Below are 16,834 nucleotides of genomic sequence, written 5' to 3'. Positions count from 1 at the left end.
ATGCAAGTTATTCTACCAACAGAACAAGTTCAAGAAATACAGTCGATGATTACTAATCTCTTGCAAAACGAAATTTCTCATTTCAAAGAAGATTTAGGTTTAGATAGTCCTTACCTTAACAAGGGGCAAACTTGCAAATATCTAGGGATATCTAACAATACATTAGATGGCTGGATACAAAAAGGGCTACCCGTTATTAAAATTGGTAAGACTGTACGTTTCAATAAAAATGAAATTGATAAGTGGCTTTGTAGAAAAGCTATGCTATAATATCTCTAATGATATATCCTGACTCGTAAAAGGAGAACATCATGACAGTTACAAAAACAAGTAGTAACACTTACAATCTTAAAGTGTATATACCTAAAGAAATCCGACCTAAAATGGGGATTAAAGGAAATCACTTTGTTAAACGCTATAAAACAAGAAAGGAGGCTAAAGAAGCTGAACTAGAAATTTTAACTAAGATACATCAACTTGAAAATGGAGAGGATATCCTACTCTCTAAAACTAGTGATATTCTTTTCTCTGAGTTCTTTAATAATATTTGGTGGGATTCATACAAAGCTGGTCAAACAACTTCGACAACTAAGCCTCCAACACAGGTTACTATTGATAATACTGAAACTGTTTTCAGAAAGCATATCTTACCAATGTTCGGTAATTATTCAATCAATTTTCTGAACCAGAATAAGCAAGTCGTACTAAACTTAATGACTGCGAAAGCTGAAGAGTATGCTAATTTCAAGGTTATTCGAAGCTATGTAAACTCAATTTTCGATTGGGCTGAGGAATTAGAGTACATAGAATCAAATCGATTATCCAAGACAATTAAGCGAATTAAAGCTACCAAAAAGCTAAAACTCCAAGACTCCAAAAATGAGGACGACCTGTATCTATCTAGTGAAGAATTACAAGATTGGTTTGATGCTTTTAGAGAAGATTTAGAGAACGATAAATTATCACTAAAAGATTATGTCCTATTCTTTACAACCTTTATTTTGAGCGATAGAAAATCTGAATCCTATGCCCTACATTGGAAAAACATAGACTTAGAAAACGCTCAAATTGACTTAAGGCATGCACTTGACAAATATAAGAATGTAAAGTCAACAAAAGGAAATAAGAAAACGATTTTTTCAATTCCTAGTTATCTTGTATCACTTCTTTCAGAATGGAAAAAACAGCAGAAATATGAGTTAGCGAAATTTGGTATAATGCAAACATCCGATCAACTAGTCTTTACCTATATAGATACGAAAGGTAATGTAAATAGCCCTCTACACGTTGATTATCTCAATAACAAAATGAACTCTGTTAAAAGACGACACCCAAAGTTAAAACACGCTACACCTCATAAATTACGACATACAGGAGCGACACTTGCTAAAAAAGCAGGAATGAGCTTAGAAGCCATTTCTGAAGCATTAACTCATAGCGATACCGTTACAACTAAGACTTATGTTAATACTTCAAACATAGTTCCATTATCTGCTGGACAAGTTGCCTACCAACATCTTAAAAATAAGTAGGGTAATTTTAGGGCAAATTTTAGGGCAAACTTTTTTAGAAAGTATAGAAAAAAGCACCCATAGGGCAAACCTTTGAGTGCTTTGAAACGTTGATATAATCGTATTGATTAACGTTTTGAGAATTGTGATGCTTTACGAGCTTTCTTAAGACCTGGTTTCTTACGTTCAACTTTACGTGAGTCACGTGTAAGAAGTCCTGCACGTTTCAATGAATCGCGGAAGTCTGGGTCTACTTGAAGAAGGGCACGAGCGATACCGTGACGGATAGCTCCTGATTGACCAGCGTATCCACCACCTACAACGTTAACGAAAACGTCGTATGAACCTACAGTTGAAGTAACTGCGAACGGTTGGTTGATGACAAGACGAAGGTCAGCGTGTGGGATGTACTCTTCAACATCTTTTTTGTTAACAGTGATTTTACCAGTTCCTGGAACAAGGCGAACGCGTGCAACAGCGTTTTTACGACGTCCAGTACCTGCATATTGTGCTTGTGACATACTTTATTGTTCCTTTCCTTAGATAAGTCCTGAAATGTCAAGAACTTCTGGTTGTTGTGCAGCGTGAGTGTGCTCAGCTCCAACAAATACTTTCAACTTCATACCTTGAGCGCGTCCAAGAGTATTGTGTGGAAGCATACCTTTAACTGATTTCTCAATCAAACGTACTGCATTTTTAGAACGAAGTTCACCTGCAGAGATTTGTTTCAATCCACCTGGGTGGTTTGAGTGAGTGTAGTAGATTTTATCAGTTGCTTTTTTACCAGTCAATTTAACTTTTTCAGCATTGATAACAATTACAAAGTCACCTGTATCAGTGTGTGGTGTAAATGTTGGTTTGTTTTTTCCGCGAAGTACGCTAGCAACTACTGCAGAAAGACGTCCAAGTGGTACATCAGTTGCGTCAACTACGTACCATTTACGTTCAACTTGGCCTGGTTTAGCCATAAATGTTGTTTTGTTCATGATTTCTCCTATATATAGTTCGATTTTTGTTTACGGTGATGGGTGTTCCTTCCCATCGAAAAGTATTTGGAAGGTTCCGGGGCCTTTCAAATGGGGTAAACAATACCGCCTACTATCATACCAAATTTCACCCCTAAAAGTCAATAGATATGAAAAATATTTTTCTAAATTCCACTCTTTTTGTCTCTAAAAAACCTCGCTTTCGCGAGGCTCTTCTATTTATAAGATAAGGCACGTTTAAAGGTTTTCCAAGGACCTAAATCATCTGTCTGCAAAACGAGACTAGCATACATACGTCCGATAAAGACTGTTGCAGTTACTGCAAAAGCAATCGTAATCGCAAGCGAAATCCAAGCTTCTAACCCATTTGCATAGCCATTAATGGCTCTAAATGGCATGAAGAAGGTCGAAATAAAGGGAATATATGAACCAATCTTCAAGATGAGATTGTCACCAGCTGCACCTAGAGCTGTCACTCCAAAAAAACCACCTATAATCAAAATCATCAAAGGCGACAAGGCTTTTCCTGAGTCCTCAGGACGAGAAACCATAGAACCTAGGAAGGCTGCTAAAACAACGTACATAAAGAGGCTAACCAAGACAAACAATAAGGTGTTGAGCGAGAAAGCCTCTCCTATATGGTTTAAAATACCAGATTGTGCCAAGATTGGTAGGTCTTTAAAGAGAAGAATGGCAGCAAGTCCACCCACGACGTAAATACCAATATGGGTCAAAATCACAAGAAGCAGAGCCAGCATGCGAGCGTAGAAATAATGACTAGCTCGGATACTAGAGAAGACCACCTCCATAATTTTGGTTCCTTTCTCGCTAGCCACTTCCTGAGCAGTGACACTAGCATAGGTAATCAAAATCATATAAAGGAAGAAACCAAGCCCTGCGGCCGCAATGGTTTGAACAATTTTTTTGTTTTCCTTGGCTTCATCAATCTTTTCTGTGAATTGAACTGTCTGCGCTAAGCGTTTTTCCTGCTCTTGAGACAAGGAGGCCGTTGAACGATTAAGCTGATTTTGTAGTTCATTGAGTGTACCTGTAACCTCAAATTTAATTCCATTTTCAAGCGATGTTTCGCCATGATAAACTGCCTTTAGAACACTATCTTCTTGATCAATAGTCAGATAGCCTTTTAATTTTTCATCTTTAATCGCTTCTTTGGCACTTGCTTCGTCTTTATAGTCAAAGTTAACACCATTTACATTCTTCAGTCCTTCTGCTACAGACGGCACTGTTGTCACTACTGCCACTTTATCATTTTTAGCCATTGAAGAGCCTTGGAGATAGCCAATTCCTCCAGAGAGACCGATAAACAAGAATGGTGAAATCACCATAAAGAAGAAACTCCACGATTTGACATGTCGAAGATAGGTTTCCTTCATTACAACCCACATATTTCTCATACTTCCACCCCTGATTCTAGTTTAAAGATTTCATCGATTGTTGGTGCTTGCTGGTCAAAGGTTGCGATATATTGCCCCTGAGTCAAGATTGGGAAGAGTTCCCTGCCAGCGCTCTCATCCTCCAAAATCAATTTCCAACTGCCTTGCTTGGTCAAGCTCACCTGTTTAACATGAGGAAGTTTTTCCAATTCTTCCTTACTTCGTTCACTTGAAACAAAGAGACGCGTTTTCCCGTATTGATTGCGAACATCCTGAACTGGTCCATGCAAGACCACACGGCCATCTCGAATCATCAGAATATCGTCACAAAGTTCCTCGACGTTGGTCATGACATGATCAGAAAAGATAATGGTTGCCCCACGCTCTTTTTCCTGAAAAATGACTTGTTTGAGCAATTCTGTATTGACTGGGTCCAATCCACTGAAAGGCTCATCCAGGATAATCAAGTCTGGCTCATGAATCAGAGTAATAATGAGCTGAATCTTCTGCTGATTTCCTTTTGACAGACTCTTAATTTTATCTGTCAGCTTTCCTTTCACTTCCAACTTCTTCATCCATTGAGGGAGTTTTTCCTTGACCTCCTTGGCATCCATACCTTTTAGAGTCGCCAAGTAGCGAACTTGTTCAAGGACTGTCAATTTAGGCATGAGACTGCGTTCTTCAGGCAGATAGCCAATCCGAGCGTAGGTTTCCTGACGAATATCCTGACCATCCAGACTGATTTCTCCTTGATATTCTAAAAACTTCAAAATACTGTGGAAAATCGTTGTCTTCCCAGCACCATTTTTCCCGACTAATCCCAAAATACGACCTGGTCGCGCTTGAAAGTCAATACCAAACAAAACTTGCTTGGGTCCAAAACTTTTCTCTAGACTTCTTACTTCTAGCATCTTTCACCTCCGAAATGTCTTGCACTCATTATACTCCTTTTTGATAGCATTTACAATGATTTCTGTCCATTTTTTTCATCCTCATTTTAGTAAAAAATCTTAGAGTACTTTGAGTTATGAGTATATTATACACTGGTAAACTCCAATTTATCTTCTCTGTTCCTCAACTGTCTATTTTTGATCCTGAATTGTTATTTGAAAAGCAAAAATCCACCCCGAAGGATGGATTGATAAGTTAACGCACTTCTGCATTGACTTTTTCTTCAAGAGACGCTTGGATTTTTTCCATGTAGCGTGCGACTTCTTCGTCCGTTAAGCTGTCTTCTGGATTTTGGAAGGTCAAGCTATAGGCCATTGACTTCATACCAAGTCCCAATTTTTCACCTGAGAAGACGTCAAAGAGTTTGATATCTGTCAAACGTTTCACTCCTGCAGCTTGGATAGCGTCCACAACTTCTTGGTGAGTCACTTCTGCCTTGAGAAGGAGGGCAACGTCACGGCTAACTGCTGGGAATTTAGTAATTTCCACAAATGGAGTAGCTGGTTGAAGGGCAGCTTCGATGGCTGAAAGGTTAAGCTCAGCTACATACGTTTCTGGAATATCGTAAGCCTTAGCAGTGACTGGATGCACTTGGCCAAGGAAACCAAGAACTTGGTCACCGAGTGAAATCACGGCTGTACGTCCTGGGTGAAGGCTAGCGATTTCAGATGTTGCCGTATAGGTTACTTGGAGTCCCAAACGAGCAAAGAGGGCCTCAAGGATTCCTTTAGCATAGAAGAAATCAACTGGAACTGCTGCTGTTTGGAAATCTTTTTCAGCAACCAAGCCTGTCAAGGCAAAGGCAAAGCTGTTGATTTCATTTGGAAGTTCTTCTTTTGGATTACCTGTTTGTTCAAAGACTTTCCCAATCTCGTAAAGGGCCAAGTTTTTATTCTTACGAGCTACGTTATAAGCCACCGTATCAAGGATACCAGAAATCATATTTTGACGGAGGACAGAACGATCCACAGTCATTGGCCATATAAGTTCAGTAAGGTTACTTGGTTGAGCTGTAAACTCAACTGCTTTTTCAGGCGTTGTCAGAGCGTAGGTGATGATTTCTGTCAAACCTGCCCCTTCAGCGATGGTACGAACTTGGCGGCGGAGTTTTTGTGTGGCTGTCAATTCACCAGCTGTACCATCATCTTTTGGAAGGCTGGTTGGCAAGCGGTCATAACCATAGATACGAGCGATTTCTTCAAAGAGGTCTGCCTCGATTGTGATATCCCAACGGCGACGTGGGACGCTGACTGTAAAGCTATCTGCATTTCCAGAAAGGCCAAAGCCAAGACGACGGAAGACATCTTCGACATCAGCATATGAAAGTTCCGTACCAAGGACACGATTAACGTCTGAAAGAGTCGAAGAAACCTCCACATCTGAAGTATCAAGCTGGCCTGCTGAAATGATTCCCTTACGCACCGTCGCACCTGCAAGTTCTGCAATCATGCTAGCCGCCGCATCAAGGGCTTCGTTAACAGTTGCCACATTGATACCTTTTTCAAAGCGAGAAGACGACTCAGAACGAAGGTTAAGACGACCGCTGGTCTTACGGATTGATTTTCCGTTGAAGACTGCAGCTTCAAGGACGACACGACTAGACTTTTCAGAGATTTCTGTTGCTTGACCACCCATGACACCTGCAAGGGCTACTGGCTTGTCTGCGACAGTGATGACTAGGTCATTCACGTCCAAGTCACGTTCTTCATCGTCCAAGGTCACCAATTTTTCACCAGCACGCGCTTCACGCACACGAATGTCATTTCCTTCAAAAGTGTCCAAGTCAAAAGCATGCATAGGCTGACCAAAGTAAAGCAGGATGTAGTTGGTCACGTCCACTACGTTGTTAATAGGACGGATGCCTTCGTTCATGAGAAGGTTTTGCAACCATTGTGGACTTGGTGCGATAGTAACATTGTCCAAGATACGAGCTGCATAGTAAGGCGCCTTGTCTGTCTCAATGCCCACAGAAAGAGCATCTGCTGCAGCTTGGTCAGTTTCTGAAAGAGTAAATTCTTTAAAGTTGACCGCCTTGTCATAGATGGCTGCAACTTCGTAAGCTACTCCACGCATAGAAAGAGCGTCCGCACGGTTTGGTGTGATAGACAGTTCGATGATTTCATCATCCAAGTCTAGATATGAGAAGACTTCCTCACCTGGAACAGCATCTTCTGGCAAGATTTGGATGCCATCTGCGAATTCCTTAGGCACAACTGAGTCAGAAATTCCCAATTCGCCAAGTGAACAGATCATTCCAAGTGACTCAAGACCGCGGATTTTCCCTTTTTTGATTTTGTAGTTGTCAGCGATACGAGCTCCTGGAAGAGCCACCATAACCTTGATGCCAGCACGCACATTTGGGGCACCACAAACGATTTGACGGGCTTCTTCTTCTCCAACGTTAACCTGACAAACATGGAGGTGAGTTTCTGGCACATCTTCGCAAGACAAGACCTCACCGACGACAATTTTTGAGAGACCAGCAGCAGGTGATTCGACACCTTCTACCTCGATCCCTGTAGTTGACATTTTTTCAGCCAACTCTTGTGATGGCACATCAATGTCCACCAATTCTTTTAACCATTTATAAGATACAAGCATAATTTAGTTTTCCAGAATGACAGTTGTCACTCTAGTTCTTTTCCTTTCCTATCATTTCAATAGAAGAATCATCTTCTTACCTTAATTTCTTTCTCAGTAACCAATCCGTATCTACTTTTTGACCAACCATAAAATGATGTTGGCTAAATTTTTCAAAACCATATCGATTATAAAACGCTTGAGCTTTTGTATTATGCTCCCAAACACCTAGCCAAGCCCAGAAAAAACTATTTTTTGTAGCAAGTTCAAGAGCAAATTCAAACAGTTGCTTACCTAGTCCAAATCCTTGGAATTTTTGTAGCACATAGAGGCGTTGAATTTCAAAAGCATCCTCTAATTCTCTCTCAGTCTGAGCACTTCCCCAGTTGACTTTGAGAAAACCAGCTATCTCCTCTTCATGCATAATAAAATAGGTTTCGGAGTCAGGATTTTCCAACTCAGTTGATAAAGTTTTCAGACTATAAGCCTCTTCAAAGTATTCCTGTAACTGCTCTTCCGTATTATCATGAGCAAATGTTTCACGAAAGGTTTGTTTGGCTATTTTAGCCAACACCTCAACATCTGACATTTTTACTTTTCTAATCATTATTTAAACTGTTCTGAGAAGCGGACATCTCCTTGGTAGAATCCACGGATATCGTTGATTCCATAACGGAGCATGGCTACACGCTCTTGTCCAAGACCAAAGGCAAATCCAGAGTAAACAGTCGCATCGATACCACTCATTTCAAGGACACGTGGGTGAACCATACCGGCACCCATAATTTCGATCCAACCTGTTTTCTTACATACGTTACAGCCTTCTCCACCACACTTGAAGCAAGAAACATCCACCTCAACAGATGGCTCTGTGAATGGGAAGTAAGATGGACGCAGACGGATCTGACGCTCTTCACCGAACATTTTTTGCACAATCAACTGAAGGGTTCCTTGAAGATCAGCCATAGAGATATTTTTCCCAACAACCAAGCCTTCAATTTGGTGGAACTGGTGACTGTGGGTCGCATCGTCCGTATCACGACGGAACACACGCCCTGGTGAGATCATTTTCAAAGGACCTTTAGAGAAATCATGGGCATCCATAGCACGCGCCTGCACCGGAGACGTGTGGGTACGGAGCAAGATTTCTTCTGTGATATAGAAAGTATCCTGCATATCACGAGCTGGGTGGTCTTTTGGAAGGTTCATACGTTCAAAGTTATAGTAGTCTTGCTCTACTTCAAAACCATCCACTACTTGGTAACCCATCCCAATGAAAATATCTTCGATTTCCTCACTGGTTTGTGTGAGGACATGACGGTGACCAGTCGCAACAGGACGACCTGGAAGTGTCACATCAATGCTCTCGCTAGCAAGTTGAGCCGCGACTTTCTTTTCTTCCAAGAGCTTAGCTGTTTCTTCAAAGGCTGCTGTCAAGACATCGCGCGCTTCATTGACATGTTTCCCGATGATTGGACGCATCTCAGCAGAAACATCTTTCATTCCTTTAAGAATCTCCGTAAGCGAACCCTTTTTACCAAGGACAGAGACACGCAAGTCTTGCATCTCTTTTTCATTTTCAGCAGTAATCTGCTTCAAGCTAGCCAGCGTTTCTTCGCGAAGCGCTTTTAATTGTTCTTCAATAGTTGACATAATTCCTCCATCAGTCTCTCGTAGATAAAAAGAAAACCACATGCCAAAAACTCCACTCGGAGCGTTGACACGCGGTACCATCCGTTTTCATCTGACAAGTCAGACCTTCATTTCTAAATCCATGCGCAAGTGAATTCACCCAGCTTTCATATAAAGAGCTTGCAGTCACGGCTCTCCTCCCTGATATACTTCCCTTGAGTTACTAGTCTTGCAGATTTCTATTCAATTACTACATAGTTTATCAGATTTTGAGTTAAAAAACAAGTTAGATTAGATTAATTTCAATATAAAACTCATTCCTTTTTCTGTTGCTCCATTTTCCACAAATCCAAGCGACTTGAAACACCTCCTAGAAACATGATTGTAGGTGTAGATTTCCTTGACTCTCAATTCTTTCCATCCTTTTACTCGAGCCAATTCAATCAAAGCACTTAGAATCTTTTTTCCAAGTCCTCGATGTTGGTAAGAGGGATTCCCAATTACAATGGGGAGATTATCCTGAGATAGTGTAACATCACCAATTGGAAACCATTCTCCCTTCTCCTTGACTTCAATCCAAAAAAGTTCACCATGCTGATCCAAATGGGAATACATAGCTTCCAAAGTTGCTTGACTATAAGGTCTCTTCACACCATCTACGAGGTGAACCAAGTTCACATCCTGATACCAAGCAAAAGCTTCTTCACAATGATTGACCTTATAATAAGGAACAAGACGCAGTGCATTATCTATTTGTAAAATCCGTTTCATCTGCTTTCCTTTTCAACAAAAGAGTTGCTGCTTGATTAAAACCATCACACCAGTTATACCACTTTGCTTCATACTCATCTTGAGCTAAGATATGATTTTTTAAATCCAGAACAGAGTAGATTTTTCTTTCTTCGCAGGCTTGCGCATAGAGATGATATAGTTCATCACCACCATCTCTATCCCACTCAGCAGAAATCGTATCCTGACCTGCCAATAAAGCCTGATAAGCCCTGTGATGCCCATCTGTAATCAATAAGCAATTTCCAAATGCAAGAATACTAATTGGATCAACATTGTTTAGTTCTACAGACTGATAAAGCATCTGAATATCTTGCAACTTCTTTTTTGATAAGTATAGTTGAGTCGGATGAAGATCTGCTATATTGACTTTCATTTCTTTCTCCTCAAAGGAATTTGATACTCACTTCTGTTTGCCTTTAAATCGCCATTGGAAGCGTAGCTTGTCATAGAAGGGAAATTCGATAAACAAGACTCCCAAGCCGACACAGAGACTGGCAAGAACGTCTGATGGATAGTGAACTCCCAGATAAACCCTTGATACCAGCACACTGACTAGGTAGAAAGCAAGGATAATTTGCACGATTTTTCTCCAGACCCGATCTTTAATCCGTTGACTGAGAATGACAATCAGAAAACCTACCATCAAGGTTACAGCCAGAGAATGGCCGCTTGGAAAGGAAAACCCCTTCTCCTCAACCAAGTGTAAAATAGCTGGTCGTGGGCGCTGGTAAATATTTTTAAAGGTCACGATTAAAAGACCTGCCAAAGCCAGATTTCCCAGCATGAAGAAACTTTCTATCTTCCACCGCTTACGATAAAAGACAAAAGCTGTAATGACAACCCAAGTGATAATCACTGGAATATCAATCAAGCGTGTGATGGCTCGGAAAAGAATAGTCAAATAATCTGGCAAGTCTCCTCGAACTGCAGTCTGAATCGGTTGGTCAAAACCGACCAGCGTTTCAGGGTAAAATTTGACCATATAGCCAAGAATAACGAAAAGTAAAAGGGCAAAACTGCCCTTCATTAAAAATGTTTGTTTATCTCTCATAATGTTTTAAAGTTGGTTTCAAGAGAATATACAACAACCAGAATGAAACGGAAAAGATTACTCCTTCAATCAAGTTAAAAGGTAATACCATGGTCATTAGGTAGTTGGAAAGTCCCAAAATTTTTCCAATATCAAAGTTAGCAAACTTAGCGTACAAAGGAACAGCATAAACATAATTGAGAACCAACATAGCCACGGTTAAACCAATAGTCCCAGCTAGAGAGCCTAGTAGGAAACGAAGGGTTGTCCGTTCCTTTTTCCAAATCAAAGCAAATACGATGACAAAAACTCCCAAAGCTACGATATTCATTGGCAAACCAATGTAAGTATTCACTCCCTGACTGTTAAGAAGCAGTTTCAAGAGTGAGCGAAGCAAGAGAACTCCTAGAGCAGCAGGCAAATCCATGACCACCAAGCCCACAAGGACTGGCAAGATACTAAATTCGATCTTGAGGAAGGACGCCGCTGGTAAAAGCGGAAAGTCAAAGTACATCAGCACAAATGAGATGGCTGATAAAATCGCAATGGTCGAAAGTCGACGTGTGTTTGTCATAACAGGTTCCTCCAATTTTCTATAAAATCAGAAGAAGTTAGAAAGGATTCCTCTATCTATTCTATCTTTTTATATCCCAAAAGTTCCCTCTCACTCTATTAAGGAAATTCAAGCAAGCGGTTACAATCTAGCTATAAATCTATCAGAACAGACAAAGCTATTCTTTCGTCTTCTCCCATCCAGACTATACTGTCGGTTGTGGAATCTCACCACATCAGCTTGCGCTCGCGGACTTATTTGGCTAAGATATTTTAGATTTATCTAGGCGTCGCAGTCGAAGATAATACTTAAAGTATATCGAGACAAGACAACGACGAGAAAACTAAAATAGATAGTCAAATTTACCGCCGGTCGGGAATTTCACCCTGCCCTGAAGACTCTTTTATCATAACAAAAAACGCTTGCAAGCGCAAGCATTTTGTTCATTTTCATTTTTTATTTCAATTTATCCACTTCATAGGTATGGACGAGCTCAAGACCTGCAAAGTTCTGCTGGCGGAGAGCCTCATAGACAATCATGCAGACGGTATTAGACACATTGAGACTGCGGACATGTTCATCATTCATAGGAATACGGAGAGCTTTCTCAGGATGTTCTCGCATAAAGTCCTCAGGCAAGCCCTTGTCTTCACGTCCAAAGAGAAAATAATGGTCTTCGTTAGTCGATAAATCCACCTCAGAATATACTTTCTCAGCGAATTTCGAAATCAGATAAAGTTTTCCTTGCATCTGAGACATGAAATCATCCAAACTCTCGTAAAAATAAATCTCTAGTTTATCCCAATAATCCAATCCAGCTCGCTTCATCTTGCGGTCATCAATAGGAAAGCCCATGGGCTTGATGATGTGGAGGGGAGAATTGGTCGCAGCGCAAGTACGCGCGATATTGCCTGTATTTTGTGGAATTTGAGGTTCAAATAATACAATGTGATTTGTCATGACTTGCTTCCTTTCACCATTGCAAAAAAATAGCCACACTGCCCGGAGTCAAGCTCAGCAAACAGCGTGGTTAAGGCATCGTTAACTTACCTCACAACAGGTTTGAAGTAAATCAGCGAAACTACTTTCTTAGTATAACACTTTCAGAATCATTGTCAATAGAAACGACTTGATTTTTTCAATTTTTTCAAGCTATTTCCAAGGGTTATAAAATCGTCCCTGATTCTGCAAGATAAGTAGTAAACTAGCTACTAAAAACAAGGCTGCCAAGAGCAAAGTAAGATAGTCTCCTTTTTTCAAGGCCTGATAACTATACCAAGTGCGCTTTTTCTCTTTTCCAAAGCGCCGAAGCTCCATAGCTGTAGCTATAGTATCAATACGTTCTAGCGAACTAAAAATCAAGGGAGTAATAATGCGCAGATTGCCTTTGATTCGTTGCATAAGAGAAGCTTTCTTGGATAATTCCATCCCACGCGCTTCCTGAGACATCTTGATGGTAAAGAATTCTTCCTGCAAATCTGGAATATAGCGCAAGGTCAGGCTGACTGAATAGGCAATCTTGTAAGGCACACCAATTTGATTTAAACTGGAAGCAAACTGACTAGGGTGGGTTGTCATCAAAAAGATAATAGCCAGAGGAATAGTGCAAAGGTACTTAATAGCCAGATTTAGCAGATAAAAGAGCTCTTGACTGGTCAGAGTGTAGGCACCGATTCCCTGCCAAATCACACTTCTCTCTCCGTAAAGTCCAACCCCATACTCGGGAGAAAAGAGATAGACCATCAAAACGTTTAAAACGGCAAATACCGTCGCAAAAACGGCTACAAAGGAAACATCTTTAAAACGGATTTCTGACAAATAGAGGAGAAAGACCGAAAAGATGGCAATCAGAACAAGCAGCCTGGTATCATAGCTAATCATGGCCGCCAATGATACAAGGATGAAAAAGAGGAGTTTACCAGCTCCTGACAAGCGATGAATTACAGTATCTCTATGCTGGTAACCAATTAATTTAGCTTGCATCCTTCTCTCCTTTCTTTGTAAAATGCCGTTAAAGCAAGTGGATCCACGTCTAGTTTCTTGGCCAAGTTAAAGATTGAAGTTTCTTTTAGGTTGGCTTTTACTAACAACTCAGGATTACTCAAAAGACTAGCTGGATCAATATCGGCAATCAATTCCCCATCCACCATGACAAGGGCCCGGTCTGAATAATCCAGCATCAATTGCATATCATGGGTAATCATGACAATAGTATGACCTTTTTGATGCAGTTCTTCAAGAAATTCCATAATCTCAGTATAGTTCTTCTGGTCTTGACCTGCAGTTGGTTCATCTAAGAGGATAATTTCAGCCCCCAAGACCAAAATTGAAGCAATAGTGACACGTTTTTTCTGTCCAAACGACAGGGCAGAAATGGGCCAATTACGGAATTCATAGAGACCACAGATTTTCAAGGTTTCATAGACTCTCGTTTCAATTTCCTGCTCGTCCACACCTCGCAAACGAAGTCCCAGAGCCACCTCATCAAAAATCATATTGGTTGAAATCATTTGATTAGGATTTTGCAGCACATAGCCTACTCGTTCCGCCCGCTCTGCAACAGAATCTCCTTTTATATCCTGTTCTGCCCAAAGATAGTAGCCTTCCGTCTGAATAAAGCTACTTAAGGCCTTGGCAAGGGTTGATTTCCCTGCTCCATTTTTTCCGACAATAGCAATCTTTTCACCCTTTTTAATATCTAAATAAATTGATTTTAAAATCGGTCTATCATCATAAGAAAAAGACACGTCCTCTAGTCTAAAGAGTGACTGCAATTCTGGGGTTTCTTTTGCCAGTTCATTCTGCAACTGAACCTGACCTTTTGAGATAGACAAGTTATCCAGATCTGCTAATTGTTCTTCCTTGACCAAATCCACACCCAATTGACGGAGAGTGGTTAGATAAAGGGGTTCTCGAATTCCATTTTGTGTCAATAAATCAGTCGCCAGTAACTGGTCAGGGCACCCATTAAAGAGAATACGACCATCGTTTATCAAGACAATCCGATCCACAGGGCGATGCAGAACATCCTCCAAACGGTGCTCGATAATAAGAGTCGTCGTCCCCTCCTCCTTATGAATCTGATCAATCAATTCGATAATATCCTGACCTGACTTGGGATCCAGATTGGCAAGTGGCTCATCAAACAAAAGAATCGGACTCTCATCAATCAAGACACCAGCCAGACTGACCCGCTGCTTTTGTCCACCTGACAAATCCTGAGGACGCTGAGACAGTAAAGAAAGAAGGTCCAGCTTTTCAGCCCATTTATGAACACGGCTTTTCATCTCTTCTAAACTTGTTACATCATTTTCTAGAGCAAAAGCCAAATCTTCTGCCACAGACAGACCGATAAACTGCCCATCAGTATCCTGCAAAACTGTACTGACCAGATGAGACTTATCATAGATACTCATATCAAAGGCCGCTTGCCCCTTGATCAAAAATTCTCCAGACGTCTGACCCTTGTAAATATTGGGAATAATCCCATTCAAACATTGACCCAAGGTAGACTTACCTGACCCAGATGGCCCAACAATTAAGACTTTCTCTCCCTTATAAATGGTCAAGTCCACCCCTTGCAAGGTCGGTTCTTGTTGTGTTTCATACCGGAAAGAGAAATCCTTCCACTCAATTATAGCTTCTTTCATCTTACTCTCTTCATTCGCTTCTTAGACTTCTATTTTATCATAAATCTACCCCTTCTTGCAGTCTCTTCTCTTAAAATCTTAGCGCCAAAAAGATTCCTATCCTAGCTTACTTGTCTAACTAATCTATAAACATCGAAAAAGACTGGTTGCCCAGCCTTTCCCATCATTTTAATCCTTTTTCAAACTTCCTGCACGAGTTTGAGTTCCTGCATAGGCAAGCAAGAGAAGAGTTCCTGCAATAGCTACAGATACACCATTAGCAATTCCCGCAACAATCCCTTGGGCAAATACTTTTTCTGCAGCTTCTTGATAAATCACAACATCTCCAAGTGGTGCCAAGGCACCCCAAACAAGGGCATTTGCAAGTAGTTGAATGAGGTTAAAAATAAGAATATCTTTCCAGTCAAAGACACCATTGATCACGCGAACGTACTTTCTAAATAGCCCCACAGCTAGACCAAAGAGCCCGCTAGCGATAATCCAAGTCCACCACAAACCGTAACCAGCAAGAGAATCCTTGATTGCATGACCAATCAACCCGACAAGCAAACCGATAATCGGTCCAAAAATAATAGAAAGTAGCGCTTGTACCGCATACTGAAGCTGGATGCTTGTATTTGGAACAGGGGTCGGAATGTTGATCATCCCGATGACGACAAAGAGGGCAGCGCCAATTCCGACAGCAACAACTTGTTTAATTGTAAATTTGATTTCCATACTATTTATTCTCCTATTTTATCCTTCTATTTTCTTTATTTCAATGGTCCAAGATGAACCGACACCCACATTATAGGCCTTGGCAAAGGAACCTTGGTTGATAGCCAGACCTAAACGATAGAGAGAGTTGATGTAAAGGATGGGTTGCCCAATTCTCACATCCACAAATGATTTGCCATAAACAACCTGATTTTGATAGACCAGCATATCTGCATGATAGATAGTCACCTCAAAACGGTCACCGAATGCTGGTTCCAGCTTGTAAAATTCTTCTCGCGTGATAGAGGTCCAAAGCGAACCAAAACGCACATCCAGAATATCAATAGCTCCCTTCACTAGATAATCTTCTATGATGGTCTCTACGACTGGAAGCTCCACAATCTGATCCACACTGAGCTCTGGCCCCACTTCCTCAAAACTAATGTGACCACTGGCTAGTTTAGCACCAGTATAGGCATAGACATCACGACCGTGGAAGGTATAAGAATGCTCTGTGTTTTGACGTCTATTGGCCACTTCAGAAATTTCACGAATGGCTACAATACCAACGTGTTTCTTGATAAAAGAAAGCGTTCCATTGTCTGGCGTGACAATGTATTGATTTTTTACAGTCTTGGCAACTACACTCTTACGTTTCGAGCCGACACCTGGATCGACCACCGATACAAATGTCGTTCCCTCAGGCCAGTAATCTACCGTCTGAAAGAGACGATAGCTCCCCTCAAAAATATTATAAGGCGTGATATCGTGCGTCAAATGATGAATTTTTAAGGTTGGAGACTCTTCTAAAGCCACTCCAATCATAGCCGATACCGCACCATCTACCAGACCAAAGTCTGATTGTAATACCAGTAAATTATTATTCATTTTGTCTCCTTATACACCCTTTATCATACCATATTTTCTAGAAAGTAGCTAATAGCTATTTCAATTGATTAGGGTATAGTTTTACCTTATAGCAAATTTCCTACTAAAAACTCTGGTGATTAGCTAGTAGGTGCATTTTTTCTTGAAAAAGGGTATGATAGTTACATAATG

The 16,834-nt window shown here is 40.8% G+C and carries 18 protein-coding genes and 1 riboswitch; of the genes, 2 read left to right on the top strand and 16 right to left on the bottom strand.

Annotation, left to right across the window (positions count from 1 at the left end; translation table 11 throughout):
* Together QM956_RS07340 and QM956_RS07335 are read left to right on the top strand one after the other, a co-directional pair.
* Positions 1-270, top strand: coding sequence for a helix-turn-helix domain-containing protein (locus QM956_RS07340; RefSeq protein ID WP_001196077.1), 270 nt, complete (start codon positions 1-3; stop codon positions 268-270).
* 41 nt (positions 271-311) lie between these two features.
* Complete coding sequence (locus QM956_RS07335) at positions 312-1,532, top strand: site-specific integrase (protein WP_049512017.1); 1,221 nt, start codon at positions 312-314, stop codon at positions 1,530-1,532.
* Between the two features lie 107 nt (positions 1,533-1,639).
* On the opposite strand, the gene rpsI is transcribed toward QM956_RS07335, so the two are convergent.
* The 16 genes from rpsI to QM956_RS07255 form a co-directional block, all read right to left on the bottom strand.
* Positions 1,640-2,032, bottom strand: coding sequence for a 30S ribosomal protein S9 (gene rpsI, locus QM956_RS07330; RefSeq protein ID WP_000075973.1), 393 nt, complete (start codon positions 2,030-2,032; stop codon positions 1,640-1,642).
* 18 nt (positions 2,033-2,050) lie between these two features.
* Positions 2,051-2,497, bottom strand: a complete 447-nt coding sequence (rplM, locus tag QM956_RS07325) for a 50S ribosomal protein L13 (RefSeq protein WP_001044624.1) — start codon at positions 2,495-2,497, stop codon at positions 2,051-2,053.
* 215 nt (positions 2,498-2,712) lie between these two features.
* Positions 2,713-3,912 carry an ABC transporter permease gene (locus QM956_RS07320; protein WP_261019955.1) on the bottom strand — a complete coding sequence of 400 codons (1,200 nt, stop codon included), beginning with the start codon at positions 3,910-3,912 and terminating at the stop codon, positions 2,713-2,715.
* Positions 3,909-4,802 carry an ABC transporter ATP-binding protein gene (locus tag QM956_RS07315; protein ID WP_261019953.1) on the bottom strand — a complete coding sequence of 298 codons (894 nt, stop codon included), beginning with the start codon at positions 4,800-4,802 and terminating at the stop codon, positions 3,909-3,911. The genes QM956_RS07320 and QM956_RS07315 overlap by 4 nt, the downstream gene beginning before the upstream one ends.
* Before the next feature lie 235 nt (positions 4,803-5,037).
* Complete coding sequence (gene pheT, locus QM956_RS07310) at positions 5,038-7,443, bottom strand: phenylalanine--tRNA ligase subunit beta (protein ID WP_261019951.1); 2,406 nt, start codon at positions 7,441-7,443, stop codon at positions 5,038-5,040.
* 76 nt (positions 7,444-7,519) lie between these two features.
* Positions 7,520-8,029, bottom strand: coding sequence for a GNAT family N-acetyltransferase (locus QM956_RS07305; RefSeq protein ID WP_261019949.1), 510 nt, complete (start codon positions 8,027-8,029; stop codon positions 7,520-7,522).
* Positions 8,029-9,075, bottom strand: coding sequence for a phenylalanine--tRNA ligase subunit alpha (gene pheS / locus QM956_RS07300; RefSeq protein ID WP_000103743.1), 1,047 nt, complete (start codon positions 9,073-9,075; stop codon positions 8,029-8,031). Before pheS ends, QM956_RS07305 begins: the two co-directional genes overlap by 1 nt.
* A 270-nt stretch (positions 9,076-9,345) precedes the next feature.
* On the bottom strand, positions 9,346-9,795 hold the full coding sequence (locus QM956_RS07295) for a GNAT family N-acetyltransferase (RefSeq protein WP_261019963.1): 450 nt from the start codon (positions 9,793-9,795) through the stop codon (positions 9,346-9,348).
* Positions 9,796-9,799: 4 nt separating this feature from the next.
* The gene (locus tag QM956_RS07290) at positions 9,800-10,219 is read right to left on the bottom strand and encodes a hypothetical protein (protein WP_061590054.1); all 420 of its coding nucleotides are present in this window, start codon (positions 10,217-10,219) and stop codon (positions 9,800-9,802) included.
* A gap of 27 nt (positions 10,220-10,246) precedes the next feature.
* The gene (locus QM956_RS07285) at positions 10,247-10,897 is read right to left on the bottom strand and encodes a phosphatase PAP2 family protein (protein WP_061590053.1); all 651 of its coding nucleotides are present in this window, start codon (positions 10,895-10,897) and stop codon (positions 10,247-10,249) included.
* Entirely contained in the window at positions 10,887-11,450 is a 564-nt protein-coding gene (locus QM956_RS07280) for an ECF transporter S component (RefSeq protein WP_000185833.1), read from the bottom strand. Before QM956_RS07280 ends, QM956_RS07285 begins: the two co-directional genes overlap by 11 nt.
* Positions 11,451-11,613: 163 nt before the next feature.
* A riboswitch (FMN riboswitch) is annotated at positions 11,614-11,832 on the bottom strand.
* 53 nt (positions 11,833-11,885) lie between these two features.
* Entirely contained in the window at positions 11,886-12,389 is a 504-nt protein-coding gene (locus tag QM956_RS07275; RefSeq protein ID WP_261019948.1) for a tRNA (cytidine(34)-2'-O)-methyltransferase, read from the bottom strand.
* 192 nt (positions 12,390-12,581) lie between these two features.
* Positions 12,582-13,412, bottom strand: coding sequence for an energy-coupling factor transporter transmembrane component T family protein (locus tag QM956_RS07270; RefSeq protein WP_001148089.1), 831 nt, complete (start codon positions 13,410-13,412; stop codon positions 12,582-12,584).
* A complete protein-coding gene (locus QM956_RS07265) occupies positions 13,397-15,079 on the bottom strand; it encodes an ABC transporter ATP-binding protein (RefSeq protein ID WP_261019947.1) in 1,683 nt (560 codons plus the stop codon). The genes QM956_RS07270 and QM956_RS07265 overlap by 16 nt, the downstream gene beginning before the upstream one ends.
* A 168-nt stretch (positions 15,080-15,247) precedes the next feature.
* A complete protein-coding gene (locus tag QM956_RS07260) occupies positions 15,248-15,796 on the bottom strand; it encodes an ECF-type riboflavin transporter substrate-binding protein (protein WP_414302379.1) in 549 nt (182 codons plus the stop codon).
* 18 nt (positions 15,797-15,814) lie between these two features.
* A complete protein-coding gene (locus tag QM956_RS07255) occupies positions 15,815-16,663 on the bottom strand; it encodes an SAM hydrolase/SAM-dependent halogenase family protein (protein WP_261019946.1) in 849 nt (282 codons plus the stop codon).
* Between the last annotated feature and the right edge of the window lie 171 nt (positions 16,664-16,834).

Origin of the sequence: Streptococcus mitis, assembly GCF_047460035.1 — a bacterium.
GTDB lineage: Bacteria > Bacillota > Bacilli > Lactobacillales > Streptococcaceae > Streptococcus > Streptococcus mitis_DW.
This window is presented reverse-complemented; position numbering and strand designations above follow the sequence as displayed.

Coding starts and splice junctions, on each gene's coding strand:
- QM956_RS07265 (WP_261019947.1), bottom strand. CDS start 15,079: ATGAAAGAAGCTATAATTGAGTGGAAGGATTTCTCTTTCCGGTATGAA.
- QM956_RS07270 (WP_001148089.1), bottom strand. CDS start 13,412: ATGCAAGCTAAATTAATTGGTTACCAGCATAGAGATACTGTAATTCAT.
- QM956_RS07335 (WP_049512017.1), top strand. CDS start 312: ATGACAGTTACAAAAACAAGTAGTAACACTTACAATCTTAAAGTGTAT.
- QM956_RS07260 (WP_414302379.1), bottom strand. CDS start 15,796: ATGGAAATCAAATTTACAATTAAACAAGTTGTTGCTGTCGGAATTGGC.
- pheT (WP_261019951.1), bottom strand. CDS start 7,443: ATGCTTGTATCTTATAAATGGTTAAAAGAATTGGTGGACATTGATGTG.
- rplM (WP_001044624.1), bottom strand. CDS start 2,497: ATGAACAAAACAACATTTATGGCTAAACCAGGCCAAGTTGAACGTAAA.
- pheS (WP_000103743.1), bottom strand. CDS start 9,075: ATGTCAACTATTGAAGAACAATTAAAAGCGCTTCGCGAAGAAACGCTG.
- QM956_RS07340 (WP_001196077.1), top strand. CDS start 1: ATGCAAGTTATTCTACCAACAGAACAAGTTCAAGAAATACAGTCGATG.
- QM956_RS07315 (WP_261019953.1), bottom strand. CDS start 4,802: ATGCTAGAAGTAAGAAGTCTAGAGAAAAGTTTTGGACCCAAGCAAGTT.
- QM956_RS07255 (WP_261019946.1), bottom strand. CDS start 16,663: ATGAATAATAATTTACTGGTATTACAATCAGACTTTGGTCTGGTAGAT.
- QM956_RS07320 (WP_261019955.1), bottom strand. CDS start 3,912: ATGAGAAATATGTGGGTTGTAATGAAGGAAACCTATCTTCGACATGTC.
- QM956_RS07290 (WP_061590054.1), bottom strand. CDS start 10,219: ATGAAAGTCAATATAGCAGATCTTCATCCGACTCAACTATACTTATCA.
- QM956_RS07280 (WP_000185833.1), bottom strand. CDS start 11,450: ATGACAAACACACGTCGACTTTCGACCATTGCGATTTTATCAGCCATC.
- rpsI (WP_000075973.1), bottom strand. CDS start 2,032: ATGTCACAAGCACAATATGCAGGTACTGGACGTCGTAAAAACGCTGTT.
- QM956_RS07305 (WP_261019949.1), bottom strand. CDS start 8,029: ATGATTAGAAAAGTAAAAATGTCAGATGTTGAGGTGTTGGCTAAAATA.
- QM956_RS07275 (WP_261019948.1), bottom strand. CDS start 12,389: ATGACAAATCACATTGTATTATTTGAACCTCAAATTCCACAAAATACA.
- QM956_RS07285 (WP_061590053.1), bottom strand. CDS start 10,897: ATGAGAGATAAACAAACATTTTTAATGAAGGGCAGTTTTGCCCTTTTA.